This window comes from Paenibacillus rhizosphaerae (genome assembly GCF_014192015.1).
Lineage (GTDB): Bacteria > Bacillota > Bacilli > Paenibacillales > Paenibacillaceae > Paenibacillus_AQ > Paenibacillus_AQ rhizosphaerae.
The window spans coordinates 58,368-72,701 of record NZ_JACHXJ010000006.1 but is presented as its reverse complement, the minus strand read 5'-3'; the positions used below and the strand labels follow the sequence as shown (position 1 = coordinate 72,701).

General features: G+C 58.3%; 12 protein-coding genes. 6 read left to right on the top strand and 6 right to left on the bottom strand.

The window, feature by feature from the left end:
* The first annotated feature begins 6 nt into the window (after positions 1-6).
* Positions 7-3,348: a DUF5107 domain-containing protein gene (locus tag FHS19_RS28130; RefSeq protein WP_183585405.1), complete on the top strand. Its 3,342-nt coding sequence runs from the start codon at positions 7-9 to the stop codon at positions 3,346-3,348.
* Between the two features lie 29 nt (positions 3,349-3,377).
* Positions 3,378-4,328: an aldose epimerase family protein gene (locus FHS19_RS28125; RefSeq protein WP_183585403.1), complete on the top strand. Its 951-nt coding sequence runs from the start codon at positions 3,378-3,380 to the stop codon at positions 4,326-4,328.
* Between the two features lie 220 nt (positions 4,329-4,548).
* Here FHS19_RS28125 and FHS19_RS28120 read toward each other — a convergent pair whose 3' ends face one another.
* Together FHS19_RS28120 and FHS19_RS28115 are read right to left on the bottom strand one after the other, a co-directional pair.
* Positions 4,549-5,673, bottom strand: coding sequence for a cytochrome P450 (locus tag FHS19_RS28120; protein WP_183585401.1), 1,125 nt, complete (start codon positions 5,671-5,673; stop codon positions 4,549-4,551).
* 163 nt (positions 5,674-5,836) lie between these two features.
* Positions 5,837-6,415, bottom strand: a complete 579-nt coding sequence (locus FHS19_RS28115) for a TetR/AcrR family transcriptional regulator (RefSeq protein WP_183585399.1) — start codon at positions 6,413-6,415, stop codon at positions 5,837-5,839.
* A 224-nt stretch (positions 6,416-6,639) separates the two neighbouring features.
* Here FHS19_RS28115 and FHS19_RS28110 point away from each other — a divergent pair, with 224 nt between their 5' ends.
* On the top strand, positions 6,640-6,933 hold the full coding sequence (locus FHS19_RS28110; RefSeq protein WP_183585397.1) for a hypothetical protein: 294 nt from the start codon (positions 6,640-6,642) through the stop codon (positions 6,931-6,933).
* Between the two features lie 187 nt (positions 6,934-7,120).
* Positions 7,121-8,626, top strand: a complete 1,506-nt coding sequence (locus FHS19_RS28105) for a serine hydrolase domain-containing protein (protein WP_183585395.1) — start codon at positions 7,121-7,123, stop codon at positions 8,624-8,626.
* Between the two features lie 46 nt (positions 8,627-8,672).
* Here FHS19_RS28105 and FHS19_RS28100 read toward each other — a convergent pair whose 3' ends face one another.
* Positions 8,673-9,017, bottom strand: a complete 345-nt coding sequence (locus FHS19_RS28100) for a winged helix-turn-helix transcriptional regulator (protein WP_076175611.1) — start codon at positions 9,015-9,017, stop codon at positions 8,673-8,675.
* A 146-nt stretch (positions 9,018-9,163) separates the two neighbouring features.
* Here FHS19_RS28100 and FHS19_RS28095 point away from each other — a divergent pair, with 146 nt between their 5' ends.
* Complete coding sequence (locus FHS19_RS28095) at positions 9,164-10,102, top strand: aldo/keto reductase family protein (protein WP_089548652.1); 939 nt, start codon at positions 9,164-9,166, stop codon at positions 10,100-10,102.
* A 57-nt stretch (positions 10,103-10,159) separates the two neighbouring features.
* Positions 10,160-11,014 (top strand): NAD-dependent epimerase/dehydratase family protein, encoded by an 855-nt coding sequence (locus tag FHS19_RS28090; RefSeq protein WP_183585393.1) that lies wholly within the window; start codon positions 10,160-10,162, stop codon positions 11,012-11,014.
* Between the two features lie 126 nt (positions 11,015-11,140).
* On the opposite strand, the gene FHS19_RS28085 is transcribed toward FHS19_RS28090, so the two are convergent.
* Genes FHS19_RS28085 through FHS19_RS28075 form a run of 3 tightly spaced genes read right to left on the bottom strand, consistent with a single transcriptional unit; the run spans position 11,141 to position 14,291 of the window.
* Positions 11,141-12,082 (bottom strand): TIGR03943 family putative permease subunit, encoded by a 942-nt coding sequence (locus FHS19_RS28085; protein ID WP_183585385.1) that lies wholly within the window; start codon positions 12,080-12,082, stop codon positions 11,141-11,143.
* 48 nt (positions 12,083-12,130) lie between these two features.
* On the bottom strand, positions 12,131-13,123 hold the full coding sequence (locus FHS19_RS28080; protein WP_183585383.1) for a permease: 993 nt from the start codon (positions 13,121-13,123) through the stop codon (positions 12,131-12,133).
* A 34-nt stretch (positions 13,124-13,157) separates the two neighbouring features.
* Positions 13,158-14,291 carry a CobW family GTP-binding protein gene (locus FHS19_RS28075; protein WP_183585381.1) on the bottom strand — a complete coding sequence of 378 codons (1,134 nt, stop codon included), beginning with the start codon at positions 14,289-14,291 and terminating at the stop codon, positions 13,158-13,160.
* Positions 14,292-14,334 lie beyond the last annotated feature (43 nt).

Genomic DNA, 14,334 nt, shown 5'->3' with positions numbered 1-14,334 from the left:
GTCAGCATGGCCAAAGCGCCTGAAGAGGTCAAGGTATGGGAGGAGCGGGTGGAAATCCCGACTTACGAGGCAGGCAAGCCCGATCCGAACCCGATGTTTTTGGAGAAGCGCGTGTATCAAGGAAGCTCGGGACGGGTCTACCCGCTGCCGGTCATCGATAAAATTGACGACGAAAAGGTTTCGAAATCGTACCGTATCGTTTTCCTGGAAAACGAGTACGTGCAAATCCAGGTCATGCCGGAGATCGGCGGACGGATTTACCGGGCGGTCGACAAGACGAACGGGTACGATTTTGTCTACCATAACCAGGTGATCAAGCCGGCGCTGGTGGGCCTGGCCGGACCGTGGATTTCCGGGGGGATCGAGTTCAACTGGCCCCAGCATCACCGCCCGAACACGTTTGGCGAAGTGGAGCATACGATCGAACGCAATCCGGACGGGAGCACAACGGTATGGGTCGGGGAAATCGACCGCATGTACGGCACCAAGGTGACGACCGGTTTTACTCTGTATCCCGGCAAGGCTTACCTCGAAATTCAAGCCCAGCTGTACAACCGGACAGCGGCGCCGCAGACGTTTCTGTGGTGGGCCAACCCGGCGGTCGCGGTCAACGACCACACGCAGTCTGTGTTTCCGCCGGATGTGCATGCGGTGTTTGATCACGGCAAGCGGGACGTCTCCAAGTTCCCGATCGCCACGGGCACGTATTATAAAATGGACTACTCCGCCGGTGTGGACATTTCCAAATACAGCAACATTCCCGTGCCTACCTCCTACATGGCCTATCACTCGGACTTTAATTTCGTCGGCGGTTACGACCACGGCGTCGGCGCAGGGCTGCTCCATGTCGCGAACAGGCATATCTCGCCAGGGAAAAAGCAGTGGACCTGGGGTCACGGGGAGTTCGGCCAGGCATGGGACCGCAATCTGACGGACGAGGACGGTCCGTACATCGAGCTCATGACCGGCGTCTACACCGACAACCAGCCGGACTTCAGCTGGCTCGCGCCGTACGAGGAGAAGAGCTTCAAGCAGTATTTTATGCCATATAAAAAGATCGGTCTGGTGAAAAACGCCTCCATCGACGCGGCCGTGAATCTGGAGACGGCGGACGGGCAGGCGACAGTCCAGGTCTACGCCACTTCCGTGTTCGAACAAGCGCGCGTGCTGCTGAAGAGCGCCGGACAAATCGTTCTGGACAAAGTCGTGAAGCTGTCGCCAAGCGACGTGTTCCAGGCGGAGGTGAACATCGGCGCCGAAGCCCGGGAAGAAGAGCTGCGGGTCATCGTGCTGGACGCGGATGGAAGGGAGCTGGTATCCTACCGGCCGATGCCGAAAAAGATCGAGCAGGTTCCCGATCCGGCCAAAGCCATTGAGGCGCCCGAGCAGCTGCCAAGCGCCGAAGCGCTGTACCTGGCAGGGCTGCACTTGGAGCAGTACCGGCACGCGACCCGTGAACCGGAAGCATATTATTTGGAAGGCTTGAAGCGGGACCCGGGCGACATCCGGCTGAACAACGCTTACGGACTGCTGCTGCTGCGGAGGGGATGCTTTGAGGACAGCGAAGTGTATTTCCGCAAAGCGATCGAGACGCTGACGCGCCATAACGCTAGACCGTACGACAGCGAGCCGTTCTATCACCTCGGCCAGGCGCTTAGATGGCAGGGACGGCTCGAAGAGGCATACGCCGCCTTCTACAAGAGCGTATGGACGGGAGCATGGCAGGCGGCGGGATATTTTGCCCTAGCGCAGATCGCCTGCGGGCAGGGTCAGTATGACGAGGCGCTCGAGCTGGTGGACCGTTCCCTGAACGTCCAGTACCGCCATTACAAGGCCCGTCATCTCAAAAGCGTCATCCTGCGGAGGCTGGGCCGCGCCGCAGAGGCCGAGACGCTCGTGCGGGAGACGATCCGCATCGACCCGGTGGAATTCGCGGCCCGTAACGAGCTGATCGCCGTATACCGCGAAACCGGCCGGGCGGTTGAAGCGCTGGAGGCGCTGGACGGCCTGGCGGGCCTTATGCGCGGCGATGCGCACAATTACATCGCCTTGGCTCAGGATTACGCCGAAGCCGGCCAGTACGCGGACGCGCTTGAGGTCCTGGGACGTATCGCAGAACCGGGCAAGCCGGACGCCTATCCGATGGTCCGTTATTACCAGGCGAGCTGGAGCCGGAAGAACGGACAGGATGAGCAGGCTGCCGTTTATGATGAGCTGGCCGCTGCGGCGGATCCGGCGTACTGCTTCCCGAACACGCTCCACGATTACGCCGTGCTCAAAGAAGCGGCGGCGCTGCATCCGGGAGATGCCAAGGCAAGGTACTACTTGGGCAACCTGCTCTATGACAAGAAGCGCCATGCCGAGGCGGCTGCGTGCTGGGAAGCATCGGTGGCGCTGGACGGCAGCTTTGCCACGCCGTACCGCAATCTGGCGCTCGCCTATTACAACAAGCTGAACCGCCCGGACGACGCGCAAGCCGCGCTGGAGACGGCGTTTCGGCTGAACCCGGCGGACGCGCACGTCTTTTACGAGCTGGACCAGCTGTACAAAAAGACCGGCCGCTCGCCGGAGTCCCGGCTGCAGGCGCTGGAAACACACCGCGAGCTGGTGGAGATTCGGGATGACCTGTACCTCGAATACTTAACGCTGCATAATACATTGAACCGCCATGAGGAGGCGCTCAGCCTTATTCTCGCCCGCAACTTCCATCCATGGGAAGGCGGGGAAGGCAAAGTACCGGCACAATACGTGACCGCCCGCGTGGAAATCGCCAAAAGGCTGCTGAACGAAGGCCGGGCGGAGGAGGCCGCCGAGCAGCTGCTGCTTGCCAAGCAGTACCCGCTGAACATCGGTGAGGGCAAGCTGGAAGGCGCCCAGGAGAACAACATCGACTATTACCTCGGCGCCGCGTACGGACTGCTCGGCCGCCAGGAAGAAGCGCGAAATGCGCTGCTGCAGGCATCGCAAGGGCTGGAGGAGCCGGCCAGCGCGATGTACTACAACGACCAGCCGCCGCACATGATTTTCTATCAGGGCGCGGCGCTGCGCAGGCTGGGACGGGAAGCGGAAGCACGGAGCCGCTTCAACAAGCTGGTCGACTACGGGGAAAAGCATCTGTTCGACCGGCCGCAAATCGATTATTTCGCCGTGTCGCTTCCCGACTTCCTTGTGTTTGAGGACGATCTGCACAAGCGCAACGAAATTCACTGCCATTACATGATGGGACTGGGCCAGCTGGGACTGGGCCGAATTCGGGAAGCCGAGGAGCATTTCCGGCAGGCGCTGGCGCTGGAGCCGCATCATCAGGGGGCCACGCAGCATCTTGAATTATGCCGGACGGGAATATGACGTCTCAGACCGAGGGAAGGGAGCGGAAGATGAGCTGGACAACGCACCAAATCAACGGCCTTAACGCCTGGACGGGAAGGACCTCCGCCATGGAGGTCACCCTGCTGCCGGAGCTCGGCAGCAAAATGGTCTCCCTCCGCAACCGTCTGACCGGCCGGGAATGGCTCGCGCCGGCAGGTGGACCGCTGGGGAACCGGGGCTATGCCAGCTCCTTCGCGGACAGCGACGGAAGCGGATGGGACGAAATGTTCCCGACTATCAACGTATGCCGGTATCCGGAGCATCCCTGGAAGGGGACCGAGCTTCCGGATCACGGTGAGGTCTGGTCCATTCCCTGGAAGGCCGAGGGACAAGAGGATGATCGCCTTTCGTGCAGCGTGCACGGCGTGAGGATGCCGTACCGGCTCGGGAAGACGTATTCTTTTGCCGCAGAGGACCGGCTCCGGATCGACTATCAGGTGACCAACCTCAGCCCGTTCCCGTTTGCGTTCCTCTGGGCGGCCCATCCGCTGCTGCACATCGAGGAAGGGATGGAGATCATCGTTCCGGGCGAACTTCGGGAGATTGCCGTCTCCTATTCGGAACGTGACAGGCTTGGGATGAGGGGGGATCTGCGGGCGTGGCCGCGGCCCTTCCCTAACCGCCCGGAATGCCGCCTGGACCGCACGGGCCGCCGCGAGGAGCGGACGGCCGAGAAGTTTTATTTTACGGATGAGCTGCCGGAAGGGGCGGCTTCCGTCTATGATCCGGTCAAGCAGGAAGGGATCACCTTTACGTTTCCGAAGGAGAAGGTGCCTTATTTGTCGGTATGGGCGAATTACGGCGGCTACCAGGGGCAGTATCATCTGGCATTGGAGCCGGCCACAGGCTTCCTGGACGACTTGGCGCATGCCATGAAGCAGAAAGCTGCAGCCGTCGTGGAGGGCGGCGGAACGTATACATGGCATTTGGAGGTAGGCTGGACGAAAGGGAAGCTGTGATATAGAACCCGGAACCAGGCAGCTGAGCGACAGGCCGATTGAATTCCGGACAAATGCATTACGGCAGGAGAGACTGACGGAAGCTCCCGCGCCGAAGGGCAGCAGAGCTTCAAAAGAGAGCTGCGAATTCCCGATCCTCGAGTCCTTTGCATCAACCGGAAAAAATCCTGCACCCCCTCCAGGGATGCAGGATTTTTCTATATATGATAGCCCATAGTATCTATGTCAAAATAATCGGCAGCTCTTTCAGTGCGAACATCATCGTGCTGTCCATCCGCACAAGCTCAGCGGAACGGTCGCGGCGGTATTCGGGAAAACGGTCCAGCAGCGTTTCGATTGCGATTTTGGATTCGAGGCGGGCGAGCTGGGACCCCAGGCAGTAATGGATGCCGCTGCCCAGCCCGAGATGCGGATTCGGATTGCGGTGGATATTAAATTCCTCCGGCCGCTCGAACACATGGTCGTCATGGTTGGCCGACGCCATCCAGATATGGACGAATTGTCCTTCCTTCATCTCTTGCCCGCCAAGGATCGTATCCTGCTTCACACGGCGGAACATCAGCTGCACCGGCGAGAAATAGCGGAACACTTCCTCCACCGCGCCCGGAATGAGGCTGCGGTCGGCAAGCAGCTGCGCGCGGACGTCCGGCAGGCTGTCGAAGCCGAGCATCGCCGAGGCAATCAGGTTGGTCGTCGTTTCGTTGCCGGCTACGAGCAGCAGGATGCAGAAGCCGATGATCTCGAGGTCCGTCAAATGCTCATTATCGATGCGTGCCTCCACCAGCTTGGTGACCAGGTCGTCCTGCGGATGGCGTCTGCGGTCTTCGGCAATTTCGGAGAAGTATTCGCTCATCTCGCGCTGGCATTGATAGAAAGCTTCGCCGCTGTCTCCCACCAAGGCGTCGGACCAGGCTTTGAACTGTTCGCGGTGCTCCAGCGACACGCCCAGCATCTCGGCAATGACGACGATCGGCAGCGGACTGGCAAAATCAGCGATAGCGTCCATCCGCCCCTTTTTCTCCGCTTCGTCCAGCAGCGAGGTTGTGATCGACTGAATTTTGGGAGCCAGCGACTCGATGACGCGCGGCGTGAACGCCTGGGTCACCAGCCGGCGCAGCTGTCGGTGCTTGGGCGGATCCTGCCGCAGAATGCTGTGCTCGAGCGGGTCCTCGGAATTGGGAAAGGCCGACGAGGAAAAAATGTCGTGATTCGTAAACACCGTCTTTACATCGTCATACCCGAACACGTCCCAGATTTGTCCGTCGCTCGACAGGACCACGGGGGAGTCCCGGCGCATCTTTTTATACCATTCCAAAGGCAGCAGTCCATTCGCATTCCATTCCATGAAGCAACACCGTCGCTTTCTTTTTTAGATGATAGAAAACCTGAATTTGGGGCGCATAAGTTCTGTGTCTCGGTCTCTCCGCTTCCTAACAAGGTCTACTGTTTAACACTCTGCAATGTTTTGAACTGACTGGTCAGTTTGATGCGGGCAAAAAAGGTCCTGCTTAATCAAGCGACTTAAACAGACCTTCGGCGACGACCGTGAATACGAAGCTTTCTAAGTCCTCGCGGCTGTACTCATCCTGGTGGCTCAAATAATAGTTGCACGTGCTTTCCAGCATGCCGATCGTACTTGCTGCAGCCAAGTCCGCGTCGACATCGCGCATCACACCGCCCTCGCATTGGGCCTCTCTAAGAATGCCGGCCAAAAAGCTTAAATGCTCGCGGCGGAGCTGCTTCAGCTCATCCAGCACATCGGGCTCGATGCCGTTGGAAATTTCGTTGAATACGATATGGGCAAAATGGCGGGCATCCAGGAACAAGTCCAGATGGTGGCGGAGAACCCGAAGAATCTGCTCTTTGATCGGAAGCGCGGAGCTAAGGTCGGTTTTCGTCCGCTCCATGATGTCCTCGAATCCGGCTTTCACCACGGCTTTGAACAGCTGCGACTTTCCCGGAAAGTTGTAGTACAAGGTGCCTTTGGCGACCTGAGCCCGCTGGGCGATCTCATCCATGCTGGCCCGGTGGTAGCCGTATTCGGAGAAGACGCGGGTGGCTGCGTGCAGAATCTTTTCTTTGCTCACGGTGGTGTATCGGTCCTTTCCTTCTCATTCGTCGGTTGGACGGGAGTGATCTGACTGGTCAGTTCAAAAACAACATAACATGCTGGGAATATTTAGTCAACCTGACCCGAATCGATGGGTTGGAAAACGCCCGATTTTTAAAGGTATGAGATAGAATGAAACCTGATATGTTATACTGAGCACAAATTCAATTTAGGAGTGATCTTCTGAGAAAAAATAAGTCCATGTCCTTTGACGATCTGCTGATGGAATTAAAAGGCCAAAAGTCGGCGCAGGAAGATTCCGGCCGCGTTGCCCTCGACAAGCTTTTAAACGGCTCGTTTATGCGTAAGTATTCGTCGTTTGCCAGCTTCCAGGATTTTTTGGAAGAGGGTAATTTTCAAGCGGAAACCCATGAAGATATGAATAAAATTCCGGATGAGCTGCTGGATCGGCATGTGTCCCGGCAGACAGACTTTAAGGATTGGAAAACCATGCTGGAACAAGCGAATGCGGATTATGCCGCGAATAACGGGTAACCTATCCTGCGTTCGCGTGGATAGATCAAAAGAGGATCAAGCTTTGCGCTTGCTCCTCTTTTTTGTGGGTGTTCAGGCGCGAAGCATCTTCGTGTTTAACTTAACTCTTTCTTAAGGATTGTCTTTAGCTTCTCTTTCGTTTTCGCTCCTATACTGGGCTTACGATACAAGAGGAGGAATTCAATTCATGATGGAGTATAAACAATACCGGAGGTCCGTGGCTTCCATATCCCGAAAAATGATACTCGTGCTGCTCCTGTCTGCCATCTTCTCAGTAGTGTACACCAGCTTCGCGGCAGCAGCTCCCAAGCTTGAGGCAGGCCGAGAGGATCGGATCGACCGGTTCATCGAGACGCGCATGCAGCAGAACCGGATTCCCGGATTGTCTGTCGCGATTGTCCACGATGGCGAAGTCGTATATTCAAAAGGGTACGGGCAAACCGGAAGCGGAGCCTCCGTCACGCCGGACACGCCGCTTCCGGTCGCTTCCCTGAGCAAGTCGGTCACGGCGCTGGCCGTTATGCAGCTGGTTGAAGCGGGAAAAATCCGGCTGGAGGACAAGGCGGCAGACCTTCTCCCGACCTTTCGGATGGACGATCCTAGGGGGAAGGAGATCACGGTGCGGCAGCTGCTGAACCAGACGAGCGGTCTGGCCGATACCGTGTTTCCGGAAATGGCTTTTTCCGCGCAGCCCGCTTCACTCGGCGAATCGATCGCCCGGTTGAAAAAGGTCAAGCTCGCCAGTGACCCTGGAACGGCGTTTCATTACCATAACACCAATTATCAGCTGCTCGCGCTGATCGTGGAGACGGTGAGCAAGGAGCCTTTTCCGGACTACTTGCAAAAGCATATCTTTGCTCCGCTGCACATGGACCGTACGACAGACGCCGCGTTGACCGGTTCCTTTAAAGAACCGGGCCACATGCTGCTCTATGGCCAACCGATCGCTATCAAAGAACCGGATTGGTTCATAGAGGGAGCGGCGGGTAACGTCTCGACCGCAAACGATATGGCGCGGTGGCTGATGCTGCAGCTGGGCGGGGGGACTTACGAGAGCGCACGCCTGCTCAGCCCAGACGGCATCGCGGCGATGCGTAAGGTTCCCGCCGGCGTGGACAGCCGTTACGGTATGGGATGGACGGTGGATGGTGCCAGGGTGAGCCATAACGGCATTTTGTGGACGTATCAGGCGGATCAGCTGCTGATGCCGGAGAGCGGCTACGGGATCGTCATCTTGTTTGGCAGCGGTTTGAATGCACTGGTTAACTATGGAGCCTTTGCTTCAGGCATCGCCGACATTTTGAACGGGGAAGAGCCGCCAAAGTCAGCGATTTCCGTAGGCATGATCGAAGCGGGGATCGCGCTGCTGACGCTGCTGACCGTCCTGCTGTGGGTGCGGGGATTCTTTTTCCGCTGGAAGCGGTGGGAACAAAAGGCCCGGCAGCGCCGTGTTTGGCTGACTTCGCTGCGGATGCTCGTCACCTTGATCCCGCTGGCGTTATTCATCAGCCTGCCGCAGATCCTGACATTCGTTGGCGGCGGGAGAGTGCTGAAATGGGAGCAGATTTTCCTGCTGATGCCGAGCATTGTGATTGGGCTGGCGCTGCTGTCGGCGTTTGGCGCGATCGGCTTCGTCCGCAAGGCCTGCTTCATGTATGCGATATTACGGGAATACCAAAAAGCCCAGGCTTAAGTGCCTGAGCTTTTTTCATGATGACATTACCGATTCTGCGAGCTACTTAAGTCCAGCGGGCCGCCCACAGCTTCATTTCGTGGCAGATGACATGCAGGTCCTGTCCTTTAGGCGTGAGCGAGTACTCCACCGTCACCGGTACGGTTGGAAATACTTCCCTTTCCAGCACGCCCTGCTCCTCTAAATGGCGCAGCGTACTGGTCAGGGCGCGGGGGCTTACGCTGGGGATACGGCGCTGCAGTTCACCAAAGCGAAGAGTACCGCAAAACAGCTCGCGGATGACGAGAAAGGCCCATTTTCCGCCCAGCACATCCAGTGTTTTCTCAATGTTGCATTCGATATGTGTCGGGTTTTTCGGAATGTAACTGCTCGCTTTTTTGACTGTTTCCATAGACTCTCCTCCTTATATGTATATAACTATACTCTATATAGTATCTACCCTTGATATAATTAAGTGAAAAACATTTCACTTCTTTAAATCATATATGAACTTTTATAGAATGAAAAGGGTAAGAGGACAACAAGGAGGTAGATGGAATGAAATACCGGAGACTGGGAAGAAGCGGGCTTAAAGTCAGCGAAATCAGCTTGGGCAGCTGGCTTACATATGGCGGTTACGTAGAGCGCGAAAATGCGGTGAATTCGATCAAAACGGCGTACGATTTGGGCATCAACTTTTTCGATACGGCCAATGTATATGAAAAAGGCGCGGCGGAAGAGCTCGTCGGCAAAGCGCTGAAAGCGTACCCGCGCGAATCCTACGTGCTGGCGACCAAGGCGTTCTGGCCGATGGGCGAAGGCCCAAATGACCGCGGTTTGTCGCGCAAGCATATTACGGAGCAGGCGAATGCCAGCCTGAAGCGGCTCGGACATGACTATGTGGACATTTTCTACTGTCACCGCCATGATCCGGAGACGCCTTTGGAAGAGACGCTGCGCGCGATCGACGACCTGGTTCGCCAGGGCAAAGTGCTGTACGTCGGCGTGAGCGAATGGCAGGCATCGCAGATCGCCGAAGCGATCGGCGTGGCCGACCGTTATTTGCTGGACCGCATCGTGGTCAACCAGCCGATCTACAACATGTTCGAGCGCTACATCGAGAAGGAAGTCATGCCGCTCAGCGAACGCGTAGGAATCGGACAAGTGGTGTTCTCCCCGCTGGCTCAAGGCCTGCTGACAGGCAAATATACGTCGGCTTCCGACATTCCGCAGGACAGCCGCGCGGCGAAGCTCGATTGGATGCGCAAAGGCATCACCGAAGAAAAGATCGCCAAAGTGCAGCAGCTTGAAGGCGTCGCCAAAGAGCTCGGCATTTCCGTCGGCAACCTGGCCCTTGCGTGGATTCTGCGCAAAGATAACGTGGCCAGCGCGCTGGTCGGCGCAAGCCGTCCGGAGCAGGTGACGGAGAATGCCAAGGCTTCTGGCATCGTCCTGAGCGAAGACGTGCAGGAACGGATCGAAGACATTCTGAAATAATCGGACCGGCCAAGGGTTCGGCCAGGTTTGAATCGAAGCGAAGAGGAGGCGTTACCTGTGGCCAAAGTCGTCATTACAGGCGGAAGCGGCATGCTTGGACAGTGGGTCGTGCGTCATTTTATCGAGCAGGGGTATGAGGTGCTGAACGTGGACTTCCGGCGTCCCGACGAGAACCTCTGCCCTACGCTGATTGCGAATCTTGAGGATTTGGGAGAAACCTACAGTGCGCTGGCCGGGGCTGATGCCGTCGTTCATTTGGCGGCGATCCCGGCGGCGCATATCCGCACGCCGGAAGTCACCTTCCGGAACAACGTCATGTCGACGTACAACGTGCTGGAGGCCGCTGCAGGTCTTGGAATCCGCAAAGCAGTGATCGCGTCCAGCGAATCGTCCTACGGCATCGTATTTGCAGTCAGTCCCTTAAGCCCGCAATACGTGCCCGTGGACGAGGCGCATCCGCAGCTGCCCGAGGACAGCTACGGACTGTCCAAGGTCGTCAACGAAATGACCGCCGACATGTTCCACCGGCGTTCCGGCATGCAGGTCGTCTCCATTCGCCTCGGGAATGTCATCCCTCCGGAATGGTATGAGCGTTTTCCCTCGTTTATCGACAAGCCCGAAGAACGGGACCGTATTCTGTGGAGCTACATCGACACCCGCGACGCCGCGGCGGCCATCCGGCTGGCCGTCGAGGCGGACGGGCTCGGTGCGGTGGCCCTCAACGTGGCCGCCGACGACTCCAGCATGGCGGTTCCGAGCCGCGAACTGCTGGCCGCCAGGTATCCCGGCGTGACGGATATCCGCGCGCCGCTGGAGGGGCATGAGACCTTGCTCAGCAACGAGAAGGCGAAGCGCCTGCTCGGCTGGCAGCCGCAGCACCGCTGGCGTGACGAGGTTGCGAAGCTTCGCTGAACGCAGGCCGGAAGTACCCGCAAGAAGCATGGACCACAGAAATAGATATTCCTATGCAAACTCCAAACCAAGAAGACCCCGGCACCGTTCCGGGGTCTTCTTGGTTTTTGGGCCGGTCATTTCCGGCTATTTTGCCTTGGAGGCGTCCTTCTGCAGCTCTTTCCAGGCGGCCACCGAGTCGGCACTTGTATAGATGTAGGGGGTCTGGGGCTGGGCGATCGGCGTGATCTGCGAAGCTTCGATCTCGATCAGGTCCTTGCCCCCTTGGGGCACAATCTTCAGTTTGCCCTGCACCTTGACCCAGGAATCGGCCGGCAGGGTCAGCTTGTGCTGCGGGTCGACCATAATGCCGAAAGGGGTGGCGTCCGCCGTGCAGCACTGCACCAGAAAGCGGCTGACCGCAAAAGGGCCGCTAGTCCCGCCGGTCTGGTCGCGGTAGACGAAGCCGGATACGGCGATTTCCTTGCCCGCAAACTGTTCCTTGAACATTTCGATCGCCCCGAACGTCTCGGAGTAAATCGCCGGGTAGACCGGGATGACGGGCTGGGCGTACAGCAGCTTGGCCAGCTCGGCGAATTCCTTGGCATACGGATCGGAGGTTTCGAAGGTGACGGCCTTTTTCGGCTCTGTGGCAGTACCGGTAATTGACTTCTGCGGCACGGTGGACGCGCTGGGGACGGCCTTCTCCGGCTCCATCGCCGAATAGGAGAGGGAGATGCCCTTCTTGGCGGCGGCAATGCTGCCGAGGGCCTTATCCGGCAGGAGGAACCCAAGCAGCAGCGGGAGCATGAACAGGCCGTACAGGCCGGTGCTTTTCAGGAAGCCGGCGGGCAGGCGGTGATCGCAGTTGCACAGCACCTGGCTGCGTCCGAGCAGCGCCTGGATCACCAGGCTGAGCGCCATCAGGCCCAGCGGAACCGGGCACAGCCGGATCCATCTCGCCAGGGCCGGCGCGACGTAATAATGCAGTGCGTCCTGCTGCATCAGGTGCAAAATATAGAGGGCGAACGCCGCCAGAACGGCCGCCCGGAACAGGTAATGCAGCCGGATGCTGCGGGAGTCGTTCACTTGGCTCTACCTCCAGTCGGATTAGGGATGGTTTCTCACGCAAAGACTTTACAACCAGGCCGAAATCAGAACAGAACCGACAAAGACGCAGGCTGCGATCAGGAAAAACAGATAGAGGGCAAACTTGGTTTTGAACAGTGCCATCAGCATCATGGCGTTTTTGAAATCCAGCATCGGGCCCAGGACCATGAACGCGATCAGCGAACCGGCGGGGAAGGTATGCAGGAAGGTGGAAGCGACAAAAGCGTCCGACGTGGAGCAAAGAGAGAGCGCAAAGGCGAGTCCCATCATGAACAAATACGAGCCCAGCGGATGGCCGCCGATGGCAGAGAGGCTCTCCCGGACCATAAACGTCTGAATGGCCGACGTCAGCAGGCAGCCGATGATCAAATATTTGCCCATGTCGAAAAACTCGTCCGACGTATGGACGAATACCGACGCCAGCCGTCCGCCCCGGGCGGCATGGAGATGAGCATTCCCGCCGGTTTCCCGCTCCATCGACCATCTCACCGGCGATTTTTTTACCGTGACATAGACGATGAGTCCGATCAGGAAAGCGACGGCGAATGCCAGTCCCATCCGGGCGTATGCGAGATCCGGATGGCTGCGGAATGCCATGAAGGTGGCACCGTAGACGACCGGATTGATGATCGGTCCGGATAAAATGAACACGATCGCGACATATACCGGCATACCCTTATGGATGAGCCGGCGGACGAGCGGGATCATGCCGCACTCGCACACCGGGAAGATCACGCCGAGGAGACAGGCGAACAGGATCGCCGGGACCGGCTTCTTCGGAATCCAACGCGACAGGACCTCGTCCGGCACAAACACCTGCAGCAGCGATGAGAGCAGCGCCCCGGCCAGCACGAACGGCAGCGCCTCCAGCAGAATGCCGACAAAGCTGGTTTTGAACGTGTCCATATAGACGTTATCCAGCAGCTCGATGCGCTCTGGCAGCCACAGGACGAGCAGGATGATCAGAAAGGCGGCGGGAAGAAGCAGCGGGACGATTTTAAAAGGGGAGAGGGTGGTCATTGCGGATCAGCTCCTTCCACAGAATGATGGAGAGTTATCGAAACAGTTCGGACCAGCGCTCCTTCAGCCGCGCCTCGTTCAAATTCAGGCCGATCATAACGAGATACGGTGCGCCGGGGTAACGGGAGGTTTCCCAGAAGGTGTGCGTCCCGGCATACTGGACGAGCTGGACCGGCTCATGGCGGGTGAGCGCCACATGCCCCTTGGCGCGAAGAAGCGCGTCTCCGCATTCACGGAAGAACGCCTCCAGCTGATCCCTGGACAGGGAAGCCTGGCTATGTTCTGCCGGGGGAAAGGTCAGCGTAACGGTGTTGACTTTGGAAAAAGAGGCCGCCTCGTCATGATGTTCATGTCCGCTGTGGCCGTCATGCCCGTCATGCGCATAGGCAGTGGCCGTAGATCCCGCACCGTGACCGTTATGGGCAGGGTGGTGAGCATGCGAAGCGGCTGGGTCAACAGCTCCACCGAACCTGTGCTGCGCGCGGCTGCTCAGCGCCTCCTGCGCTGTGGACTGTGCACCAGCCAGGCCGGCAGCGGCCGTGGATGCGCGGCGGCGGTCAACCCCGTCCAGCAGGCTGGACAGGTCGATCCGGCTATATTCTGTGTATACGATCGCAGCCCCTGGATTATGCTTGCGGATCATACTTTCAATTTTGCCGATCGTGCCGGGGGCGGCCAGGTCCTGCTTGTTGACCGCGACCAGATCGGCACTTTCGATCTGCCTGCGCAGCGTGCGGACCAGCTCTTTGTCGGCGGAGAAGCGGCTGTTGAACTCCAGCACATTCTCCGCGTCGAGCATCGTCACCGTGTAATGGTGCCGTACCCGGCCGGCAAGCCCCGGCTCCTGAAGGGTACGGCGGATTTCTTCGGGATCGGCGACGCCGGTGAGCTCGATGACGATGACGTCGGGCGACCGCTCCAGCAGGGTGGATAGCCCCTGCGGCAGCTCGTTTTTCCGGCTGCAGCAGACGCATCCGTCGAGCAGCTTCTGCACCTGAACCCCTGCTTGCTCCTCCAGAATCGTTCCGTCCACATCCCGTTTGCCCAGCTCGTTCATCAGGATGCCGGGGGTCAGCCCCCTGGCCGAGCACTCCTTGAGCAGGGACAGCAGCAGCGTCGTTTTCCCGCTTCCCAAAAATCCGCTTAATATGATGACTGGCGTTTTCATACGCGATTCATCTCCTTTATCCTCGTTGTCGAATATAGAGCAG

Bases quoted from the DNA above. Each gene is read 5' to 3' on its own strand.
- FHS19_RS28130 (WP_183585405.1), top strand. From the start codon at position 7: ATGGCCAAAGCGCCTGAAGAGGTCAAGGTATGGGAGGAGCGGGTGGAA.
- FHS19_RS28125 (WP_183585403.1), top strand. From the start codon at position 3,378: ATGAGCTGGACAACGCACCAAATCAACGGCCTTAACGCCTGGACGGGA.
- FHS19_RS28120 (WP_183585401.1), bottom strand. From the start codon at position 5,673: ATGGAATGGAATGCGAATGGACTGCTGCCTTTGGAATGGTATAAAAAG.
- FHS19_RS28110 (WP_183585397.1), top strand. From the start codon at position 6,640: ATGTCCTTTGACGATCTGCTGATGGAATTAAAAGGCCAAAAGTCGGCG.
- FHS19_RS28105 (WP_183585395.1), top strand. From the start codon at position 7,121: ATGATGGAGTATAAACAATACCGGAGGTCCGTGGCTTCCATATCCCGA.
- FHS19_RS28100 (WP_076175611.1), bottom strand. From the start codon at position 9,017: ATGGAAACAGTCAAAAAAGCGAGCAGTTACATTCCGAAAAACCCGACA.
- FHS19_RS28095 (WP_089548652.1), top strand. From the start codon at position 9,164: ATGAAATACCGGAGACTGGGAAGAAGCGGGCTTAAAGTCAGCGAAATC.
- FHS19_RS28080 (WP_183585383.1), bottom strand. From the start codon at position 13,123: ATGACCACCCTCTCCCCTTTTAAAATCGTCCCGCTGCTTCTTCCCGCC.
- FHS19_RS28075 (WP_183585381.1), bottom strand. From the start codon at position 14,291: ATGAAAACGCCAGTCATCATATTAAGCGGATTTTTGGGAAGCGGGAAA.